This window comes from Pseudomonas sp. GM41(2012) (assembly GCF_000282315.2).
GTDB lineage: Bacteria > Pseudomonadota > Gammaproteobacteria > Pseudomonadales > Pseudomonadaceae > Aquipseudomonas.
Genome location: NZ_AKJN02000006.1, coordinates 2,268,419 through 2,287,583 on the forward strand (window position 1 = coordinate 2,268,419; position 19,165 = coordinate 2,287,583).

The following is a 19,165-nucleotide window of genomic DNA, read 5'->3' on the forward strand; positions in this document are numbered from 1 at the left end:
TTGACAATCATTATCATTAAGAATAATTTGTCGCTCGACGTGTTGGACGGCCCAGCCCCCGCTTGCCGTCCCGCCAACCTATTTGCAGCAAGGTGATTTCCAATGACGGAACAAGTGTCCACAAGCAGGTGCGATTCACCGCTACTTCAGGCATTCGTCGACAATCGACTGATTCTGGTCAAGATCGCAGCCCGCATTACCGGCTGCCGGTCGCGTGCAGAAGACGTGGTGCAGGATGCGTTCTTCCGGCTGCAATCCGCGCCGCAGATCACGTCCTCGTTCAAGGCTCAGCTCAGCTACCTGTTTCAGATCGTGCGCAATCTGGCGATTGATCACTACCGCAAACAGGCGCTGGAGCAGAAGTATTCGGGCCCTGAAGAGGAAGGCCTGAACGTGGTGATTCAAGGTGCTTCGCCGGAAACCTCGCACATCAACTTCTCGACGCTGGAGCACATCGCCGACGCGCTGACCGAGCTGCCCAGCCGCACCCGCTACGCTTTCGAGATGTATCGCCTGCACGGCGTGCCGCAAAAGGACATCGCCAAGGAGCTGGGCGTCTCGCCGACCCTGGTGAACTTCATGATTCGCGATGCGCTGGTGCATTGCCGCAAGGTTTCGGGGAGTCGTGTGGATACCTTTGCCCGTCGCTAAGATCTGAAGTCTGCGTCGCCCCCAATCGCGAGCAGGCTCGCTCCCACATGGGATCGCTGGTGTTCACAGATTGTGAGTTCACAGAAGAACCAATGTGGGAGCGAGCCTGCTCGCGATGGGGCACTCAAGACCGAAGCAGATCTTGAGCCTTAAGCATCAAGCCAACACACACCGCTCAAAAAACCGCTCACGCCCCAACACCATCAGCGCCGCGCGCTTGTGCGGGAAGTCGAATGCTTTCTCGCAGTGGAAACCCTGGTTCTGCATATGTCCGATCATCTTCGCGTTGTCGGCGCGAGGCTCGGCGACCACTTTCTGAGTGCGTGGATCGTCGAGAAACAGGTAATGCGTCAACGCCGATAACCAGCTCGCCACCTTGTGCGGGCCACGGTGATTTTCCTCACCCACCAACATGTGAATACCGCGGTCGTAATCGCCGACGTCATAGAACGGCGCGATGCGATCTTCCTTGGCCCAATAGGCTTCAAAGTAGGCGAACGGCTGATCATCGAAACAACCGATCAGCGTCAGGGTGTGGGGATCGGCTTCAAGTTTGCTCAGGTACTCGCGATGCTGCTCGAGGCTGCCCTCCTCCTGCCAGAAACTCGCCACGCGCGGGCTGTTCTGCCAACGATTGAAACGCGCCAGGTCCAGGTCGATGTCCAGCGTGCGCAGGGAAATCCAGGCACCGAGGCGCGCATCAAAACGCCGATAGACTTCACCGCGCGGTTTCACCGGACGCAGTGGATGACGCTTGCCGCCACTGATGACCAGTTGCTGCGGATAACCCGGTGTCAATGACGCGCCCAGCCAAGGCTGAGGCAACTGCCAGAACAGCGTGCGTTCGCAACGATATTGGCCGACGATTTCGTCAGGGATCAGCAACCCGCTGAGCAATGCTTCGGTGGGGGCTTCATCGAGATGCCAGGTCAGGCGCTGGCAGGCCGGGTCACGGGCAAACAGCCAATAACAGGCCGCCCAGACGGCAAGATTGTCAGCGTGGTCGAAGCGCTCTTCTACTTGCACTTGCAGCGCGGGCTCGCGAGTCAGGCGCAACTGAATCAGCGGCTGCCCCTCAAGGCTGAGGCACAGGCGGCTTTCGGTTTCATCAGCTACAAGACGGGTTCCTGTCGGCAAGGCCAGGGCAGTCAGGTCATTCAGAGTGGACATGGGTCGGGCTCACGTTAATCGTCGACAGTTCAACGAGGTGACGTGAGCCGGGGCAGGAAATTTAAGCGCAGTCGCCAAATACGTGCCCCATGGCACGAATCAGGGCTTACCCACCGGTACCAGGGCAATTTTGTAGGGATCGAAAATCTTCAGCATTTGGCCGTTATCCCTCAACCCCTGCAGCAATTTGGCAAACGTCTCGCCGCTGATCGGTGCCATCGGGCGGAGGATGGCGTAGTGGTGATAGACCTGATCGATGCGTTGCGACACCAGCAACTGCTCGCCGACTTTCTCGTTACGCAGCAGATAATCGCTCAGATAGGAGCGAGTCACCAAGGCAATATCCGCTCGTCCACGCAGCACCATCAGCAAGTTGCTGTCGTGGGAATAAGTCAGCGTGGCGTTGTAGGTGTCGGCCAGATACTTGGGATCGGCATTGAAACTGGCAAACTCGTAGTGATAGCCGCTGTACAGCGCCAAGCGCTTGCCCGTCAGGTCCTTGAAGTAATTCTCGTCGCGATCGGGTTTCTTCTGCGCGACAAAGATTTCTGCATCTTCCAGGCCCATGTCGACGTCGGTATGCGGAATATCCTTCCAGCCCCAGTCCGGGTTCTCGAAAATCGCCATATCGACCCTGCCTTCCTTGAAGTCGTTGAAACGTCGAGGAATGGAGGTGGGCACCAATACAAACTGATAGTCGGTTTGCAACTGATTCAGCGCTTCCACCAGTTGCGGCAACAGACCGGTGTCGGCACCGGACTCCGGGCGCACGGTATAGGGTGGAAAATGCGCGGCACCGACCCGCACCTGTTGTGCAGCCTGAGACGGCAACACGCAGCACACCGCAAGCGTCGCCAGCAAAAGCCGCGAAACCGTCCGAATTGGCGAAGACATCAAAACAATCCACTCCCCAAAAAAATACGCTTCAATGCATTCAAGCTAGGCGGTTTCGGCAACTTAGCCAGTTTCCTTTGACCTGAACAAACTTATTGCTTCTCTTCCAGCACCAGAATCAACGCCTCATCGGCCAATTGATCGAGGCTCATGCTGCCGCCTGCGCGAAACCAGGTGGTGGTCCAGGACAACGCACCGGTCAGGAAACGACGCGTGATGAACACATCCCCGCGGATAAAACCGGCCTCCTTGGCCTCACCCAGTACCTGAAGCCAGAGTTCTTCATAAATGTCGCGCAGCGCCAGCACCTGCGCCTGCCCGTCTGCGGACAGCGAACGCCATTCATACACCAACACCGCCATGGCCTCGCCGCTACCGCCCATGATCGACTGTAATTCACAACGAATCAGCGCCAGTACCCGCTCGCGCACACTGCCGGCTTCGGCCAGGGCTGCACGCATCAACGCAGTGTTATAGCGAATGGTTTCTTCCATCACCGCCCGCAGGATCTCGTCCTTGCTTTTGAAGTGATGAAAAATACTGCCGGACTGAATCCCCACGGCGCCGGCCAGATCGCGCACGGTGGTGCGTTCGTAACCTTTGTTGCGGAACAGGTGAGCCGCCACTTGCAGCAGTTTGCCGCGGGCGCTGTCCGGGTCGGTCAATTGGCCGCTGTCGACCAATTCGCGCATCACCCTCAGGGCTTTTTGCTCGTCCACCCGTTCTCTCCTACAGTCGATCAATCAAGTACGCCGCTCGCCGCTAAAACTGCGGGGTTGCGCGGGCAATTTAAGCTGGCCGGCGCGACCAAGCAAGCGCTCGGGCAGAAGATAGTTAAGTCGTTTACAAACCAAGCGCTTGCTTGGTAGTCTCAAAGCACTTCTATCGGAGGTGGCTATGCAGTTGACTGTGCCCAAAACAATCCGCATCGGTTGCGCCAGCGCCTTCTGGGGCGACACCTCGACCGCCGCCGCGCAACTGGTGGAAGGTGGGCGTCTGGATTATCTGGTCTTCGATTATCTGGCCGAGATTACGATGTCGATCATGGCCGGTGCGCGGATGAAAGATCCCCTGGCCGGTTACGCCAGCGACTTCATCGAAGTCCTCAGCCCGCTGCTGGGTCAACTCGCCGAACAGCAAATCCGCGTCATCAGCAACGCCGGCGGGGTCAACCCGCAAGCCTGCGCCGCCGCCCTGCAAGCGGCCTGCGACAAGGCTGGAGTGGCGCTGAAAATCGCCGTGCTGCTGGGCGACGACTTGCAGCCGCAACTCAAACAGCTCAGCAGCAGCGGTATCCATGAAATGTTCAGCGGCGCGCCCCTTCCGCCGATGTGTGTCTCGACCAACGCCTACCTCGGCGCACCGGGCATCGTCGAAGCCCTGCGGCTGGGGGCCGACATCGTCATCACCGGACGCGTGGTCGACAGCGCCGTGGTCAGCGCCGCGCTGGTGCATGAATTCGGCTGGTCGTGGCACGACTACGACAAACTCGCCCAGGCCGCATTGGCCGGGCACATCATCGAATGTGGCGCCCAGTGCACCGGCGGCAACTTCACCGATTGGCGCGAGGTGCCCGACTACGAACACATCGGCTTCCCCATCGTCGAAGTCAGCGCCAACAGCCAGTTCATCGTCAGCAAACCCGAAGGCTCCGGCGGACTGGTCACACCCCTGACGGTCGGCGAGCAGATGCTGTATGAAATCGGCAACCCGCAGGCGTATCTGCTGCCGGACGTGGTCTGCGATTTCACTGAAGTCAAACTCGTGCAACAAGGCAAAAACGCGGTCCAGGTGCACGGCGCAAAAGGCCTGCCGCCGACCGATCAGTACAAGGTCAGCGCGACGTACCCGGAGGGTTTCCGCTGCACCGCCAGTTGCCTGATCGCCGGGATCGATGCGGTCGACAAGGCGCGTCGAGTCAGCGAAGCCATCATCAACAAGACCTCGGAAATCTTCAGCCAGCGCGGTTGGCCACCCTACAGCGAAGTGAACATCGAACTGCTCGGCAGCGAGGCCACTTACGGCCCCCACGGTCAGCGTCAGGACAGCCGCGAAGTGGTGATCAAACTCGCGGTGCGCCATCCGGGCAAACAGGCGTTGATTGTGTTCTCCCGGGAGATCGCCCAAGCCGCCACCGGCATGGCGCCGGGGCTGACCGGGATTGTCGGTGGACGGCCGACGGTGTATCCGCTGATCCGGCTGTTCTCGTTCCTTATCGACAAAACCGCCTGCACGCTGGACATTGATCTCAAGGGCCAGCGCCACCCCTGCGCCTTGCCCGCCGTTGATGTGCTCGACACCGCCGACCTGCCCGTGGCGTGCGCCCCACCGAAACCCTCAGGCCGGGCCGATGCCAGCGTGCCCTTGGTCAAACTCGCCGTAGCGCGCTCCGGTGACAAGGGTAACCACAGCAACATCGGCGTCATGGCTCGCGAGCCGGAGTACCTGCCGTGGATTGCCGAAGCCTTGACGCCGGCAGTGATCGTCGACTGGATGAGTCATGTCCTCGACCCGATCCACGGACGTGTCGAACGCTGGTACCTGCCGGGCACCCACAGCCTTAATTTTCTGCTGGAAAACGCCCTGGGAGGCGGTGGCGTGGCCAGCCTGCGGATCGATCCGCAAGGCAAAGCCTTCGCCCAGCAACTGCTGGAAATCCAGATACCGGTGCCTCAGCGCATCGCCGACCAGGTCAACTAGAGGACTGTCGCCATGGCTTACGATTCGATTTTCAAAGCCGGTTTGTTTGCAGGCCAAAACATCATCGTCACCGGTGGCGGCAGCGGCATCGGTCGTTGCACCGCTCACGAACTGGCGGCCCTCGGCGCCCATGTGCTGTTGCTCGGGCGCAAGGCTGACAAGCTGAAAAACGTCACGGCCGAGATTACCGAAGATGGCGGCAAGGCTGACTGGATGGTCTGCGATATTCGTGAAGAAGAGGCGGTCAAGCATGTGGTCAGCGAGTTGATCCGCAAGCACGGACCGATTCACGGCCTGGTCAACAATGCCGGCGGGCAGTACCCGTCGCCGCTGGCGTCGATCAATCAAAAAGGCTTCGATACGGTGTTGCGCACCAACCTGATGGGCGGCTTCCTGATGGCCCGGGAAGTGTTCAACCAGTCCATGAGCAAACACGGCGGCGCCATCGTCAATATGCTCGCCGACATGTGGGGCGGCATGCCCGGCATGGGTCACTCGGGCGCGGCGCGTTCAGGCATGGACAACCTCACCAAGACCGCTGCGTTCGAATGGGGTTATGCCGGGGTGCGGGTCAACGCCGTGGCGCCGGGCTGGATCGCGTCCAGTGGCATGGACACCTACGAAGGCGCGTTCAAAGCGGTGATCCCGACGTTGCGCGAGCACGTTCCGCTGAAACGCATCGGCACCGAATCGGAGGTCAGCGCGGCGATCGTTTTCCTGCTCAGCCCGGCCGCGGCGTTTGTCAGTGGCAGCACCTTGCGCATCGACGGCGCCGCCAGCCTGGGCGGGCGCGCCTGGCCGATACACAAGGCGCAGATCAGCGAGTCGTATAACGGTTTCCACCGTGCCTACCTGCCTGACGTGCTCAAGGACAAGGAATAATTCATGCCGGTGATTCAGTCGCAAGTGGACCCGTTCAGCGAACAGTTCGCGCGCAATCGTGCGGCGATGCTGGTCGGCATCGAGCACGTCCGCCAACTCGAACAGAACTTGCTGAACAAGGCGACCGAAGCCAAACCCAGGTTCGACAAACGCGGCCAATTGTTGCCCCGCGAACGCCTCAATCTGCTGCTGGACCCTGGCGCACCGTTCCTCGAACTGGCGAGCCTGGCGGGCTACAAGCTGCACGATGACAAGGACGGCAGCTCCGCTGGCGGCGGGTTGATCGCCGGGATCGGCTACGTGTCCGGCGCGCGCGTGCTGGTGGTGGCAAACAACAGTGCGATCAAGGGCGGGACCATTTCCCCCAGCGGTTTGAAAAAATCCCTGCGCCTGCAACAGATCGCCATGGAGAACAAACTGCCGGTCATTACCCTGGCCGAAAGCGGTGGCGCCAACCTCAATTACGCGGCGGAGATTTTCGTCGAAGGCGCCCGCAGTTTTGCCAATCAGGCGCGGATGTCGGCCATGGGCCTGCCGCAAATCACCGTGGTCCATGGCTCGGCCACGGCGGGCGGCGCCTATCAGCCAGGGTTGTCGGATTATGTGGTGGTGGTGCGTGGCAAGGCCAAGCTGTTTCTGGCCGGCCCGCCGCTGCTCAAGGCTGCCACCGGCGAAGTCGCCACCGATGAAGCACTGGGCGGCGCCGAGATGCATGCGCAAATCGCCGGCACCGCGGAATACCTGGCCGAGAACGATGCCGATGGCGTGCGCCAGGTGCGCGAGATTGTCAGCCTGTTGCCGTGGAATGATCAATTGCCCTGGGTACCCGAGCGTCGCTGGGAAGAACCGCTCTACCCCATCGACGAGTTGCTCGGGCTGATTCCTGACGACGCGAAAAAACCTTACGACGTGCGCGAAATCATCGCGCGGATAGCCGACGGCTCGAACTTTCTCGAATTCAAGGGCGAGTTCGATCAGCAAACCGTCTGCGGCCATTTGCAGATTCAAGGCCGCGCCTGCGGATTTATTGGCAACAATGGGCCGATTACGCCCAAGGGTGCGAGCAAGGCGGCGCAGTTCATTCAGCTCTGTGACCAGAGCAAGACCCCGTTGCTGTTCTTCCACAACACCACCGGGTTCATGGTCGGCACCGAGTCGGAGCAGCAAGGCGTGATCAAACACGGCGCGAAAATGATTCAAGCGGTGGCCAACGCCCGGGTGCCTAAACTGACCATCGTCGTCGGTGGCTCCTACGGCGCCGGTAACTACGCGATGTGTGGCCGCGGCCTCGACCCGCGCTTCATCTTCGCCTGGCCCAACAGCCGCACGGCGGTGATGGGCGGCGCTCAGGCCGGCAAAGTGCTGCGGATCGTCACCGAGGCCAAACAGGCCAAGGACGGTCTGGTGCCCGACCCGAAAATGCTCGACATGCTGGAACAGGTCACCGCGCAGAAACTCGACAGCCAGTCCACCGCGCTGTACGGCAGCGCCAGCCTGTGGGACGACGGGTTGATCGATCCTCGCGATACCCGGACCTTGCTCGGGTACTTGCTGGATATCTGTCATGAGGCTGAAGTGCGGCCGCTGCAAACCAACAGTTTTGGTGTAGCCCGTTTCTAAGGGCGCTCAGGAGAACAATAAGAATGATCTTCACCCAGGAACACGAAGCACTGCGCCGCACTGTCCGCCAATTCGTCGATCACGAGATCAATCCTCACGTCGAGGCATGGGAAAAGGCCGGACGCTTTCCGATCCACGAGATCTTCCGCAAGGCCGGCGACCTCGGCCTGCTGGGGATTTCCAAACCGGAAAAGTTTGGCGGCATGGGGCTCGATTACAGCTATTCGATCGTCGCGGCTGAAGAGTTCGGCACCATCCACTGCGGCGGCATTCCGATGTCCATCGGCGTGCAGACCGACATGTGCACCCCGGCGCTGGCGCGTTTCGGCTCCGATGAACTGCGTGAAGAATTCCTGCGCCCGGCGATCACTGGCGAGCAGGTCGGTTGCATCGGTGTTTCCGAAGTCGGCGCCGGTTCCGACGTGGCCGGTTTGAAAACCACCGCCCGTAAAGACGGCGACGACTACGTGATCAACGGCAGCAAGATGTGGATCACCAACTCGCCGAGCGCGGATTTCATCTGCCTGCTGGCCAACACCTCAGACGACAAACCGCACATCAACAAGTCGCTGATCATGGTGCCGATGAACACCCCCGGCATCAGCCTCAGTTCGCACCTGGACAAGCTCGGCATGCGCAGTTCAGAAACCGCCCAGGTGTTTTTCGACAACGTGCGCGTGCCGCAACGCAACCGCATCGGCCACGAAGGCGCGGGGTTCATGATGCAGATGCTGCAGTTCCAGGAGGAACGACTGTTCGGCGCGGCGAACATGATCAAGGGCCTGGAGTATTGCGTCGACAGCACCATCGAGTACTGCAAGGAACGTAAAACCTTCGGCAATGCGCTGATCGACAATCAGGTCATCCATTTCCGCCTGGCCGAACTGCAAACCGAAATCGAATGCCTGCGGGCACTGGTCTATCAGGCCACCGAGCAGTACATCAAAGGCCAGGACGTCACCCGTCTGGCATCGATGGCCAAACTCAAGGCCGGGCGCCTGGGTCGGGAAGTCAGCGACAGCTGCCTGCAATATTGGGGCGGCATGGGCTTCATGTGGGACAACCCGGTGGCCCGCGCTTACCGTGACGTGCGACTGGTGTCGATCGGCGGCGGTGCCGACGAGATCATGCTGGGGATCATCTGCAAACTCATGGGCATCCTGCCGGGGAAAAAGAAATGAGCACCCTGCCGGTTTGCCAGACCTTGCTGCTGGAATCGCACAACGGCGTTCTGCACATCACCCTCAACCGCCCGGAAAACCGCAATGCCATGAGCCTGTTGATGGTCGCGGAACTGCGTGCCGTGCTGTTGGCCGTGCGCGATGACCGTGAGATTCGTGCCTTGGTGATCGGTGGTGCCGGCGGGCATTTTTGCGCCGGTGGCGACATCAAGGACATGGCCAACGCACGCGCTCAAGGCCCGAACGCCTATCGCGACTTGAATCGCGCGTTCGGTGCGCTGCTGCAAGAGGTGCAACACGCGCCGCAAGTGGTGATCACGGTGCTGCAAGGCGCGGTGCTCGGCGGTGGTTTTGGTCTGGTCTGCGTCAGCGACGTCGCCTTGGCCGATCACCAGGCGCAATTTGGTCTGCCGGAAACCAGCCTCGGTCTGCTACCCGCGCAAATCGCGCCGTTCGTGGTGCAACGCATCGGCCTGACCCAGACGCGTCGACTGGCACTGACCGCGGCACGTTTCGATGGCACACACGCACGGCGCATGGGCTTGGTGCATTTTGTCGAGCATGACGCGCAAGCGTTGGCCGAGCGTCTCGATGAAATTCTGGCCCATGTGTTGTGCTGCGCGCCGGAGGCCAATGCAATGACCAAAAAGCTGTTGCTGGCGAGTGCCGGACAGCCATCGAATGCGTTGCTGGATGAAGCGGCCGACTGGTTCAGCGAGGCGGTGACCGGGGCTGAAGGTGTTGAGGGGACCATGGCCTTCGTGCAAAAGCGTAAACCGGGGTGGGCGCCTTAACAGCATCGCGGGCAAGCCTTGCTCCTACAAGTTCACGGTCGATCCCATCAAGGTGATTCAATCCAAACCCTGTAGGAGCAAGGCTTGCCCGCGATGAGGCCATCACTTTCACCGCACAACTTCAGAGAAGCCCCCATGCCCGGACTCAGAAAAATCCTGATCGCCAACCGCGGTGAAATCGCCTGCCGCATCCAGCGCACCGCCCAGGCCCTGGGCTATCGCACGGTCGCGGTGTTCAGCGATGCCGACGCCGATGCGCTGCATGTGCAACTGGCCGACGAAGCCGTGAACATCGGCCCGGCCCCAGTGCAGCAGTCCTATCTGAATATCCCGGCCATTCTCGACGCCGCCCGGCGCACGGGCGCTGACGCCATCCATCCGGGCTACGGCTTCCTCTCGGAAAACGCCGGGTTCGCCCGCGCCTGCCAGGATGCCGGCATCACCTTCATCGGCCCCAGTCCCGACGCCATCGAACTGATGGGCAGCAAACGCCTGTCGAAACTCGCCATGCTCGATGCCGGTGTGCCGTGCATCAAGGGTTATCAGGGCGAAGAACAGGACGACGCCACCCTGAGCCGCGAAGCCGCACGCATCGGTTATCCGCTGATGATCAAGGCCAGTGCCGGCGGTGGCGGGCGTGGCATGCGCCTGGTGCACGAGGCCAATGATTTGCTCGAACAACTGCGCACCGCCCGCTCCGAAGCGCTGCATGGGTTTGGCAGCGACGAACTGATCCTCGAGCAAGCGCTGATCGACCCGCGTCACGTCGAAGTTCAACTGTTCGGCGACCAGCACGGCAACCTGATCTACCTTGGCGAGCGCGACTGCTCGATCCAGCGTCGCCATCAAAAAGTCATTGAAGAAGCACCCTGCCCGGTGATGAACGCCGAGTTGCGTCATGCCATGGGCGAAGCGGCGCTCAAGGCAGGTCGCGCAGTGCATTACGTCGGCGCCGGCACCGTCGAGTTCCTGCTGGATGCGCGCGGGCAGTTTTACTTTCTGGAGATGAACACCCGACTCCAGGTGGAGCACCCGGTGACCGAATTGATCACCGGTCTCGATCTGGTGGCCTGGCAGTTGCACGTCGCCGAAGGACTGCCGCTGCCCTTGCGCCAGGAGCAGGTCCAGCTTTGCGGCCATGCCATGGAAGTCCGTTTGTACGCCGAAGATCCGGCACACGGTTTTCTGCCTCAGACCGGTCGCATCACCGCCTGGGAGCCTGCGTTGCAGAGCGGCGTGCGGATCGATCATGGCTTGATCGAAGGCCAGACAGTCAGCCCGTTTTATGACCCGATGCTGGGCAAGATCATCGCCCACGGCGCCACCCGCGAAGAAGCCCGGCGCAAATTGTTGCGGGCGGTTCAGGACAGCGTGCTGCTCGGCGTGCAGAGCAATCAGCGTTTGCTCGCCGGCCTGCTCGAACACCCGCAGTTCATCAGTGGCGAGTTCAGTACCGGGTTCATCCAGACTCACTTTGCCGAGCATCCTTGCATGCATGCGCATGTGCCGAGCGCCGAAGAACTGGCCATCGCTGCTGCATTGCTCTATCAGGCCTCGGCGCAGGTGCATCACGCGCCACTGGCTGGTTGGCGCAACAACGCCAGCGTGCCGTTGCTTTATCGAATCGGCCTTGAGGATCAGGAGTGGTCAGTGGAGCTGAATGCTGTGCCGGGTGAACCGTATCGGATTCAAGTCGCCACTACGCCCTTTGAATTGAAGATCATCCAGTGCGACGGACACTGGGCCAGCCTGGACATCAACGGTATCCGGCGACGCCATGCTTACCGTCTTGAGGCCGGGCAACTCTGGCTGTTCACCCGTCCCGGCAGTGTGCGGCTGGTGGACCGGACGCAGGCCTTGGTCAGCAGCCAGGCCAGCGTCAGCTCAGGCACCCTCAAGGCCCCGATGGATGGGGCGATCGTCGACGTGCTGGTGACTGAGGGCAGCCCGGTCAGTAAAGGCCAGTTATTGGTGGTGCTGGAGGCGATGAAAATGGAGCATCCGCTCAAGTCGGGCATCGACGGCGTGCTCAAACGCTTGCAGGTCAGGGTCGGTGACCAGGTGAAAAATCGTCAGATTTTGTTGGAGGTCGAATAAGCCGCTAGGCGGATCCGCCGGGTTTGGCTACGCTCAAGCCCTATCAGGACGCGGATACCAGGAACCCTGCGATGCCTCACTGGCTGGTCATTGATCTAGAAGCCACCACCGATGAGGGTGGTTGGCCAGTAACAGAAATGGAAATCATCGAAATCGGCGCCACCCTGGTGGACCGAAAAGGCCGAGAACTGGATAGCTTTCAGTGCTTCGTGCGCCCGACGCGTCGGCCTTTGCTGACGCCGTTTTGCCGGCAACTGACCCATATCACCCAGGCCAACATCGACGCCGCGCAGCCTCTGAACGAGGTCTGGGCGTCGTTCGAACACTGGCTCGGCCAGCATCACTCGCGCCTCGAAGGCTGGGTCAGTTGGGGCGATTACGATCGCAAACAGTTGGTACAGGAGTGGGAGCGCCTGCAACTCGATAGCGCCCTGAGCCGAGTGCCGCACATGAACCTCAAACAGCGCTTTGCCAAGGCTCGCCGGCTGGAGCGCCCGTTGGGGCTTAACGGCGCGCTGCAACTGGCGGGCATGCAGTTCAATGGCCAACAACATCGGGCGCTGGAAGATGCGCGCAATACCGCACGATTATTGCCACTGGTTCTTCCGTCTTAGAGAGGTGACGCCGGCATGGGCCTTGTGCATACTGGCCGGCCCTTTTCAGTCCTTTTCGAGGAATCGCCCATGTTTAAAGTCAACGAGTACTTCGACGGCACCGTCAAGTCGATCGCCTTTGGCACCGCTGAAGGTCCTGCGACCATCGGCGTCATGGCACCGGGCGAATACGAATTCGGCACCAGCCAGCGTGAAATCATGCACGTGGTGTCCGGCGCCCTGACCGTCAAACTGCCGGACAGCAGCGACTGGGAAACCTTCGCCGCCGGCAGCCAGTTCAACGTGCCCGCCAACAGCAAGTTCCAGCTGAAAGTGGCCGTCGACACCGCTTACCTGTGCGAATACCGCGGCTAAAACCCTGGGTTTCACAGCGACAAAAAAATGCCCGTGTCCTTGGACACGGGCATTTTTGATTCAGAGGGTCTTATTCAAGGATCGTCACCGGCATACCGACTTCAAGTCGGCCATTGCTGTCGTTGACCAGATTCTGTCCGAACATCGCGCCGTCGGCTTCGGCACGGTACTTCTGCAACGTTGCCAGAGGTTCACGATCTTCGCTGCGTTCACCGGTTTGCGGGTCGATGGTGGTCAGAATGCAGCGTGAACACGACTTGACCACGCGAAACTCGACATCGCCGATGCGGATGCGCTTCCAGCCATCTTCGGCATACGCCTCGCTGCCCTCGATCACCAGGTTGGGCCGAAAGCGCAGCATTTCCAGCGGGCGGCCGACTTTTTGCGACAAGTCCTCCAGTGAGGCCTGTCCGATCAGCAACAGCGGAAAGCCATCGGCGAAGGCCACCTGATCATCGTCCTTGCCGTAGCCGGCCTGGGTGGTCCGTGCGCGATCAAGAGGGACTTGTACCAGGCGAGTCGGTTTGCCAATGAATTCACTGACCCAGGCACTCGCCTCGTCACCGGCATCCGGCACACGCAACGTATCGCGCCAAATGGTCACGCCACGCAGTTCCGCGTCGCTGGCAGGCAAAGCGATATCGATCGGAGAGCGGCCCGGGGCACTGAGGGTCAAGCCACCGTCGGCATTCCACAACGCCGACAGCTGACTCATCTGCGCCACTGCACGCTGGGTCAGAAAGCGCCCGCTGGCCTCGTCCACCAGCATCCAGCGTCGATCACCGTCCAGGCCCAGCTTGTCGAGGCCGACCTGCTGCAGGATCTCGCCCTTGCCGGATTTCAACGGATAACGATACAGCGCGCTCAGACGCAACATGGCCAGCTCCCTGGAGGGTAAAAACGCCACCCTATACGAGCTTGATCGCCGAATCAAAGGCCAAAAAACTGTGGGCCCCTGTTGTGGTCAGGCAGGCACTTCGTCGAGCATCAGACGCTGGCGCACCACATCGACGAGTTTGTCCGGCTGGAATTTGGAGAGGAAGTTGTCGCAGCCGACCTTCTTCACCATCGAGTCGTTGAAGCTGCCGGACAACGAGGTATGCAGAACCACATAAAGGCCACGCAGGCGCGGGTCGTTGCGGATTTCCGTGGTCAGGCGATAGCCGTCCATTTCCGGCATTTCCGCGTCGGTGAAGACCATCAGCAGTTTGTCGGTCATGTTCACACCGGTATCGGCCCAGGCCTTGAGCATGTTCAGAGCCTTCAGGCCATCGCTGGCGATGTGCATCTTCACGCCCAGCTGACCCAGGGTGTCACGCAATTGCGACAGGGCCACGTTCGAGTCGTCCACCAGCAGCACTTCGCGGCCACGGGCACGTTCCAGAACCGGATCGTCGAGTTTGTCGCGCGATACCTTGGCGTTGTACGGGACGATTTCCGCGAGGACTTTTTCGACGTCGATGATTTCCACCAACTGATCGTCGACCTTGCTGATAGCCGTCAAATAATGCTGACGACCGGCGCTGGCCGGTGGCGGCAGAATGGCTTCCCAGTTCATGTTGACGATACGGTCCACACCACCGACCAGGAACGCCTGCACCGAACGGTTGTACTCGGTAACGATGATCGTACTGGTCGGGCTTGGCACCAGCGGACGCATACCGATGGCCTGGGACAGGTCGATCACTGGCAGGGTCTGGCCACGCAGATTCACCACGCCGCAGACAAACGGATGACGCTGGGGCATCAGGGTCAGCTTCGGCAGTTGCAGCACTTCCTGCACTTTGAAGACGTTGATCGCGAACAATTGACGTCCGGCCAGCCGGAACATGAGAATTTCCAGGCGATTCTCACCCACCAGTTGCGTGCGTTGGTCTACCGTGTCGAGAATGCCGGCCATCAATGACTCCTGGGCTTGTTCTGATGAATTCACTAAAGGGGGTTATCGGCTGTTTTTGCCGGACCTTGACCCCCGTGTAAAATGCCACGACCAAACATTGATGTCACATTAACATCATGCTTTACTGGCCAGACGATTTCATCTGCCCCATTGCCTGCCGCGAGACCTTGTTTCGTTCGGTTGGTTCCCCCGTGTAAGGGATTCCCCTAGTAACAATCAGGCCCAACCTGATATTCGCAATATCCAATAGCCATTAATGTGACGCCATTCTCATTGCATGAACGGAGTCAGGCTTTTGTGTGCGATCGCAGGTAAGTGGCCATCCACCCTATCGAGTTTCCCAGCCTGCAGCCAGACAGGCCGGCGCGCGATCTCACGACGGCATGGCAACACGGGGACGCTGATCGTCCCCGTCGACACACACGACATTCCCGCATTTGACATGACGTTGTGGAGATAAACATGCCGAACGATCGTAAAGAATGGGCTCACCGGCTCCCTGAGTTTCTCGTCGAAGCAGAGACACTCCTGGTTAAAACCGAGGAATGCCTGAGTCATTTGCAACTGATCAGCAATGACAAGGACGCCATCGATTGCATGCTGAGCACCCTGCTCAAACTGGCCAACAAGGCTGATGCCCTCGCGCTGGCAGCCGTTTCGGAGTTTTCGTTGCACATTCATGGTTTGCTGAGCCATGCCCAGAATCACATGGATTTACACGACCAGGCCCTGAGTGCGCTGAAAGACTGCCTGACGTTGATCGCCTGGCAACTCGAGCTAATCGATCAAAAGACCGGCCAACTCAGCCTTGATGACAGCGAACAGACCTCCCTGATCGAAGCCTTCGCCTTTCAGGTCGGACACAGTCAGTTTCAGCTCCCCGCTAATTCCAAACCGTTCACACTCGTTTCCTTTGCAGGTCGGCAAGCCTGAATGATCGGGCCCTGTGCCGTGTTGTGAATTTTTATTGCCATGACCGCCCTTCTAACTTTGACGGGCTCATGTCGCATTTGAATATTCCATACCTGCTTACGACAACTCGAAACAAATAAACCACTCTTGCCAGCCAACTTTTTCCATTATGGAACTGCTGTCCATAAATGCTTATTTCCTGACTCTGCGGACATATATACCAAACGCGACCAACGGCACCTTAAGTGGTATTATGCCGCCCATTAGTTGACGTCAATTAATGGCAGAGTGACTCCAGACAGAGACCCGTCATCCACGATGCCCGGTCTTCCCGCAGCGAACATCCATTGGCTCCATCCGCTATGTACGCCAGCCTCAAGTCGATCACCCTAAAGCCACCCTCCCCAAAAAACGCGCGCCTGGTCACGCTTGTCTTGTGCACCTGCTCGGCGCTTGGCTGCCTGCTGATTTATAGCCTGTCCACTCGCCTGCCGCTGAGTCTGCTGGTACTCAATATCGCCGCAATGGCCTGCGTCTGGGTGCAGCATTGTCTTTCGCGCAAGTCGATAAAGTTTCAACCCCAGGAGTTGGCTGACCGGCTGTTGGAGGTTCAGGAAAACGAACGTCGCCGGCTCAGTCGGGAACTGCATGACGACATCGGCCAATTGCTGACCGCGGCCAAACTTCAAAGCGACTGGCTCAAACGCCGAATGCCCGAAGAACTTCAGGGCCAGTGTTCGGTGCTCTGCGACACGCTGGAAGAAACCCTGGCCAAAGTGCGAGACGTATCGGCCATTCTCAATCCGAGGCAGCTGACCAGTCTCGGGCTGGAAGCCAGTCTGCGTGCGCATTTACTCAAGACGCTGGCCAACACGCCGGTGCACTGGAGCCTGGAATGCCATCAGCGTTTGGCCGGTATACCGGAGGAAATGACGCTGGCCGCCTTTCGAATCACCCAGGAAGCGGTGACCAATATATTGCGCCATGCCGAAGCGAAAAATCTGTTGGTCCGCCTGCAACGTCTGCCCCAGGGCCTGACACTGTTGATCAGTGACGATGGCCTGGGATTCGCACCCGCGACCGATCCTGGTCGTGAGGGGCAACGTGGAATGGCAGGGATGTCGGAACGGATGAATCAGCTGGGAGGCACACTGAGCGTGACCAGTGAGCCGGGCAAAGGCACTCAAATCGAAGCACTCTTCCCCTGGGCGCCTCGTGCGCTCGAACGGGCCAGTACGAATAAGGTTATGCGTTGACTTGTAACTTACTTCTGGTGGATGACCACTCGCTTATCAGGGCAGGCGTGCGCGCTCTGGTGCTGGATATTCCCGGCTACGCGGTAATCGGTGAGGCCAATGACGGCTCGCAGTTGCTCGAGATGGTCGAGCAGTTGTCCCCCGACATCATCCTGCTGGATATTTCCATGAAGGAAACCAGTGGCCTTGACGCATTGCAGCGACTCAAGCGAGTACGCCCGCAGAGCAAGGTGCTGATCCTGTCGATGCACACCGATCCCGCAATCATCATGCAGGCACTGGAATCCGGTGCACATGGCTACCTGCTCAAGGACACCACGGCTACCGAGCTCGAACATGCCCTGGATGCCTTGCGTAACAACGAACGCTACCTGAGCCCGGCCATCGCCCACACCGTCATCAACCAGGCGCTGACCCGAACGCAGAAAAACCAGCCGGAACCTGCCGACTCGCACAACCTGACAGCGCGCCAGCTGGAAATCCTTAGGCTGATCGTTCGCGGAAAATCCACCCGGGAAATCGCCAATGGCCTGGGCCTCAGCATCAAGACCGTTGAAACCCACCGCTCGCAGATCATGAAGCGCTTGCAGATCTACGATGTAGCGGGCCTGGTGCTGTTCGCCGTGCGCGAGCAGATCATCAGCCTGGATGATTGATCAATTGCGATGACCCCAGCAGCGGCGAGTTTTCAGGTAAATGCACGCGCAGTGCCGCTGGACGTGTCGAGAAACGCAAGTTGTCACCTTCCAGAGGTTCGCCATCGAGGTTGATGTAGAGGCCTTCCGAGACCTTGATTTCGACCCATGGCAACCGGACTCGCACAAACATGTTGTCGATGCCGAAGCCATCGGCGAGCAGGGTTTTCAAGGTGCCGACGACTTCTTGCGGCGCAGGCAGAATACTGATGTCCAGCAGACCGTCGTCAGCCAGCGCTTCCGGGCACAACACATGCCCACCGCCGGCCTGTCGGCCATTGCCGATGCCCAATGCCAACAGCTCGCCACTCCACTGGAAATCAGGCCCCTGCAACTCGCCATAGGCTGCGTGCAACTCACTGAAGCGCGATAAACCGGTGAACAGGTAAGCCGCGCCCCCGAGGATTTTTTTCAAGTCCTCCGAAGTGTTTGCCGTGACCTGGCTGCCAAAACCGCCCGTGGCCATATTCAGGAACACTTGCCCGCCGACCTCCCCCAGATCAATGGCGCTCGGTGCAATGTCGAGAAGTTCCAGCGCCTGCGCGGGCTCCAGAGGTACGCCGGCGGCACGCGCAAAATCATTGGCGGTCCCCAAGGGCATCAGTACCAGACTGGCCTGTGTCGAATGCGCGGCCATGGCTTCGGCAATATCGCGCAAGGTACCGTCACCGCCACCGGCGATGATCTGCGTGTAGCCTGCCGCCAGTGCTTCATCTACCAGGCGCTGTGCGTCGCCCGCTTCCCAGGTCACTCGAACGGCCAGCTCCCACCCCTGTTGGCGCTTGTCCGCAACGGCAGAACGAACCGCCTCGTTGAGCGCTTGCTTGCCATGCAGAATCAACAGCGCCTTGCGTTCGCTCATCAGTTGTCGCTCCCATGATTGAATTCCGTATGGGAGATGTTGACCTCATCTCGCTACATAAAAGTCGCAAGAATTTGAATTATTTGAAGTCGAACCGTATGGCGTCCTACAAGGCGGTACTTTTTCTTACAAGACGTGAGGAATCGGCTCAATTGACCGCCCCATGCGATTGGTACACCTTGGCACCTGCCGTTATCACACATCAGCAGGAACTACACAGGGACGTGCCATGCAAAGCCAAGAGATCAGGTCACCGGTCATTCCGGTCGTACCGTTCGCAGAAAAACGCGCCAATCCTCAAGCTGAAGTCAAAAACAGCGCAAAGCCCATTGGAGAAGAAGCTGCTATGGAATCTCGCGTCGTTGAATTGGAGACACACCTCAAATACATCCGACGAGACATGGATGAAGTCCGTAGTGACGTCAAATCCATAAAACACAGGCTTGCCTATTCGGCTATCGGAACAGCCGTCGTCATCGGGGTGCTGGCCTGGATCGCCAACAGCCGTTTCGACCAGCTCGTGACACTCCTGGCTCACCAAGGGTAAGCCATGAACGCAAAACCCGGTTCGATCAACCGGGTT

The 19,165-nt window shown here is 59.5% G+C and carries 19 protein-coding genes; 13 read left to right on the top strand and 6 right to left on the bottom strand.

Annotated features, from left to right (window positions below; translation table 11 throughout):
- Positions 1 to 102: 102 nt before the first annotated feature.
- The gene (locus PMI27_RS15760) at positions 103 to 651 is read left to right on the top strand and encodes an RNA polymerase factor sigma-70 (protein WP_008145913.1); all 549 of its coding nucleotides are present in this window, start codon (positions 103 to 105) and stop codon (positions 649 to 651) included.
- A gap of 156 nt (positions 652 to 807) precedes the next feature.
- Here PMI27_RS15760 and PMI27_RS15755 read toward each other — a convergent pair whose 3' ends face one another.
- From PMI27_RS15755 to PMI27_RS15745, 3 genes are all read right to left on the bottom strand, one after another.
- Positions 808 to 1,821, bottom strand: a complete 1,014-nt coding sequence (locus PMI27_RS15755) for a GNAT family N-acetyltransferase (protein ID WP_008145912.1) — start codon at positions 1,819 to 1,821, stop codon at positions 808 to 810.
- A 99-nt stretch (positions 1,822 to 1,920) separates the two neighbouring features.
- Positions 1,921 to 2,715 carry a substrate-binding periplasmic protein gene (locus tag PMI27_RS15750; RefSeq protein WP_008145911.1) on the bottom strand — a complete coding sequence of 265 codons (795 nt, stop codon included), beginning with the start codon at positions 2,713 to 2,715 and terminating at the stop codon, positions 1,921 to 1,923.
- Positions 2,716 to 2,807: 92 nt separating this feature from the next.
- The gene (locus tag PMI27_RS15745) at positions 2,808 to 3,434 is read right to left on the bottom strand and encodes a TetR/AcrR family transcriptional regulator (RefSeq protein ID WP_008145910.1); all 627 of its coding nucleotides are present in this window, start codon (positions 3,432 to 3,434) and stop codon (positions 2,808 to 2,810) included.
- A 190-nt stretch (positions 3,435 to 3,624) separates the two neighbouring features.
- On the opposite strand from PMI27_RS15745, the gene PMI27_RS15740 reads away from it, so the two are divergent.
- The 8 genes from PMI27_RS15740 to ppnP all read left to right on the top strand — a co-directional run bounded on the left by PMI27_RS15740 (position 3,625) and on the right by ppnP (position 12,957).
- A complete protein-coding gene (locus tag PMI27_RS15740) occupies positions 3,625 to 5,415 on the top strand; it encodes an acyclic terpene utilization AtuA family protein (protein ID WP_177327860.1) in 1,791 nt (596 codons plus the stop codon).
- A 12-nt stretch (positions 5,416 to 5,427) separates the two neighbouring features.
- The gene (locus tag PMI27_RS15735; RefSeq protein ID WP_008145908.1) at positions 5,428 to 6,297 is read left to right on the top strand and encodes an SDR family oxidoreductase; all 870 of its coding nucleotides are present in this window, start codon (positions 5,428 to 5,430) and stop codon (positions 6,295 to 6,297) included.
- Between the two features lie 3 nt (positions 6,298 to 6,300).
- A complete protein-coding gene (gene atuC, locus PMI27_RS15730) occupies positions 6,301 to 7,917 on the top strand; it encodes a geranyl-CoA carboxylase subunit beta (RefSeq protein ID WP_008145907.1) in 1,617 nt (538 codons plus the stop codon).
- 23 nt (positions 7,918 to 7,940) lie between these two features.
- The gene (gene atuD, locus PMI27_RS15725) at positions 7,941 to 9,098 is read left to right on the top strand and encodes a citronellyl-CoA dehydrogenase (RefSeq protein WP_008145906.1); all 1,158 of its coding nucleotides are present in this window, start codon (positions 7,941 to 7,943) and stop codon (positions 9,096 to 9,098) included.
- Positions 9,095 to 9,892, top strand: a complete 798-nt coding sequence (locus PMI27_RS15720; protein WP_008145905.1) for an enoyl-CoA hydratase/isomerase family protein — start codon at positions 9,095 to 9,097, stop codon at positions 9,890 to 9,892. The genes atuD and PMI27_RS15720 overlap by 4 nt, the downstream gene beginning before the upstream one ends.
- 135 nt (positions 9,893 to 10,027) lie before the next feature.
- On the top strand, positions 10,028 to 11,989 hold the full coding sequence (locus PMI27_RS15715; protein WP_008145904.1) for an acetyl/propionyl/methylcrotonyl-CoA carboxylase subunit alpha: 1,962 nt from the start codon (positions 10,028 to 10,030) through the stop codon (positions 11,987 to 11,989).
- Between the two features lie 71 nt (positions 11,990 to 12,060).
- The gene (locus tag PMI27_RS15710) at positions 12,061 to 12,603 is read left to right on the top strand and encodes an exonuclease domain-containing protein (protein WP_008145903.1); all 543 of its coding nucleotides are present in this window, start codon (positions 12,061 to 12,063) and stop codon (positions 12,601 to 12,603) included.
- A gap of 69 nt (positions 12,604 to 12,672) precedes the next feature.
- On the top strand, positions 12,673 to 12,957 hold the full coding sequence (gene ppnP / locus PMI27_RS15705) for a pyrimidine/purine nucleoside phosphorylase (protein WP_007940055.1): 285 nt from the start codon (positions 12,673 to 12,675) through the stop codon (positions 12,955 to 12,957).
- Positions 12,958 to 13,027: 70 nt separating this feature from the next.
- Here ppnP and PMI27_RS15700 read toward each other — a convergent pair whose 3' ends face one another.
- Positions 13,028 to 13,834 carry an MOSC domain-containing protein gene (locus PMI27_RS15700; RefSeq protein ID WP_008145902.1) on the bottom strand — a complete coding sequence of 269 codons (807 nt, stop codon included), beginning with the start codon at positions 13,832 to 13,834 and terminating at the stop codon, positions 13,028 to 13,030.
- Between the two features lie 87 nt (positions 13,835 to 13,921).
- Positions 13,922 to 14,857, bottom strand: coding sequence for a chemotaxis protein CheV (locus tag PMI27_RS15695; protein WP_008145901.1), 936 nt, complete (start codon positions 14,855 to 14,857; stop codon positions 13,922 to 13,924).
- A gap of 462 nt (positions 14,858 to 15,319) precedes the next feature.
- On the opposite strand from PMI27_RS15695, the gene PMI27_RS15690 reads away from it, so the two are divergent.
- From PMI27_RS15690 to PMI27_RS15680, 3 genes are all read left to right on the top strand, one after another.
- Positions 15,320 to 15,790 (top strand): hypothetical protein, encoded by a 471-nt coding sequence (locus PMI27_RS15690; protein ID WP_008145899.1) that lies wholly within the window; start codon positions 15,320 to 15,322, stop codon positions 15,788 to 15,790.
- Between the two features lie 341 nt (positions 15,791 to 16,131).
- Complete coding sequence (locus PMI27_RS15685) at positions 16,132 to 17,025, top strand: sensor histidine kinase (RefSeq protein ID WP_008145897.1); 894 nt, start codon at positions 16,132 to 16,134, stop codon at positions 17,023 to 17,025.
- The gene (locus PMI27_RS15680; protein ID WP_033053214.1) at positions 17,022 to 17,681 is read left to right on the top strand and encodes a response regulator; all 660 of its coding nucleotides are present in this window, start codon (positions 17,022 to 17,024) and stop codon (positions 17,679 to 17,681) included. Before PMI27_RS15685 ends, PMI27_RS15680 begins: the two co-directional genes overlap by 4 nt.
- Here PMI27_RS15680 and yegS read toward each other — a convergent pair.
- Positions 17,665 to 18,582, bottom strand: a complete 918-nt coding sequence (yegS, locus tag PMI27_RS15675; RefSeq protein ID WP_008145892.1) for a lipid kinase YegS — start codon at positions 18,580 to 18,582, stop codon at positions 17,665 to 17,667. The genes PMI27_RS15680 and yegS overlap by 17 nt on opposite strands.
- Before the next feature lie 229 nt (positions 18,583 to 18,811).
- Between yegS and PMI27_RS15670 the strand changes: the two genes are divergently transcribed.
- The gene (locus PMI27_RS15670) at positions 18,812 to 19,129 is read left to right on the top strand and encodes a hypothetical protein (RefSeq protein ID WP_008145889.1); all 318 of its coding nucleotides are present in this window, start codon (positions 18,812 to 18,814) and stop codon (positions 19,127 to 19,129) included.
- The last annotated feature ends 36 nt before the right edge of the window (positions 19,130 to 19,165 follow it).

Coding starts and splice junctions, on each gene's coding strand:
- PMI27_RS15760 (WP_008145913.1), top strand. CDS start 103: ATGACGGAACAAGTGTCCACAAGCAGGTGCGATTCACCGCTACTTCAG.
- PMI27_RS15755 (WP_008145912.1), bottom strand. CDS start 1,821: ATGTCCACTCTGAATGACCTGACTGCCCTGGCCTTGCCGACAGGAACC.
- PMI27_RS15750 (WP_008145911.1), bottom strand. CDS start 2,715: ATGTCTTCGCCAATTCGGACGGTTTCGCGGCTTTTGCTGGCGACGCTT.
- PMI27_RS15735 (WP_008145908.1), top strand. CDS start 5,428: ATGGCTTACGATTCGATTTTCAAAGCCGGTTTGTTTGCAGGCCAAAAC.
- atuC (WP_008145907.1), top strand. CDS start 6,301: ATGCCGGTGATTCAGTCGCAAGTGGACCCGTTCAGCGAACAGTTCGCG.
- atuD (WP_008145906.1), top strand. CDS start 7,941: ATGATCTTCACCCAGGAACACGAAGCACTGCGCCGCACTGTCCGCCAA.
- PMI27_RS15720 (WP_008145905.1), top strand. CDS start 9,095: ATGAGCACCCTGCCGGTTTGCCAGACCTTGCTGCTGGAATCGCACAAC.
- PMI27_RS15715 (WP_008145904.1), top strand. CDS start 10,028: ATGCCCGGACTCAGAAAAATCCTGATCGCCAACCGCGGTGAAATCGCC.
- PMI27_RS15710 (WP_008145903.1), top strand. CDS start 12,061: ATGCCTCACTGGCTGGTCATTGATCTAGAAGCCACCACCGATGAGGGT.
- ppnP (WP_007940055.1), top strand. CDS start 12,673: ATGTTTAAAGTCAACGAGTACTTCGACGGCACCGTCAAGTCGATCGCC.
- PMI27_RS15700 (WP_008145902.1), bottom strand. CDS start 13,834: ATGTTGCGTCTGAGCGCGCTGTATCGTTATCCGTTGAAATCCGGCAAG.
- PMI27_RS15695 (WP_008145901.1), bottom strand. CDS start 14,857: ATGGCCGGCATTCTCGACACGGTAGACCAACGCACGCAACTGGTGGGT.
- PMI27_RS15690 (WP_008145899.1), top strand. CDS start 15,320: ATGCCGAACGATCGTAAAGAATGGGCTCACCGGCTCCCTGAGTTTCTC.
- PMI27_RS15685 (WP_008145897.1), top strand. CDS start 16,132: ATGTACGCCAGCCTCAAGTCGATCACCCTAAAGCCACCCTCCCCAAAA.
- yegS (WP_008145892.1), bottom strand. CDS start 18,582: ATGAGCGAACGCAAGGCGCTGTTGATTCTGCATGGCAAGCAAGCGCTC.
- PMI27_RS15670 (WP_008145889.1), top strand. CDS start 18,812: ATGCAAAGCCAAGAGATCAGGTCACCGGTCATTCCGGTCGTACCGTTC.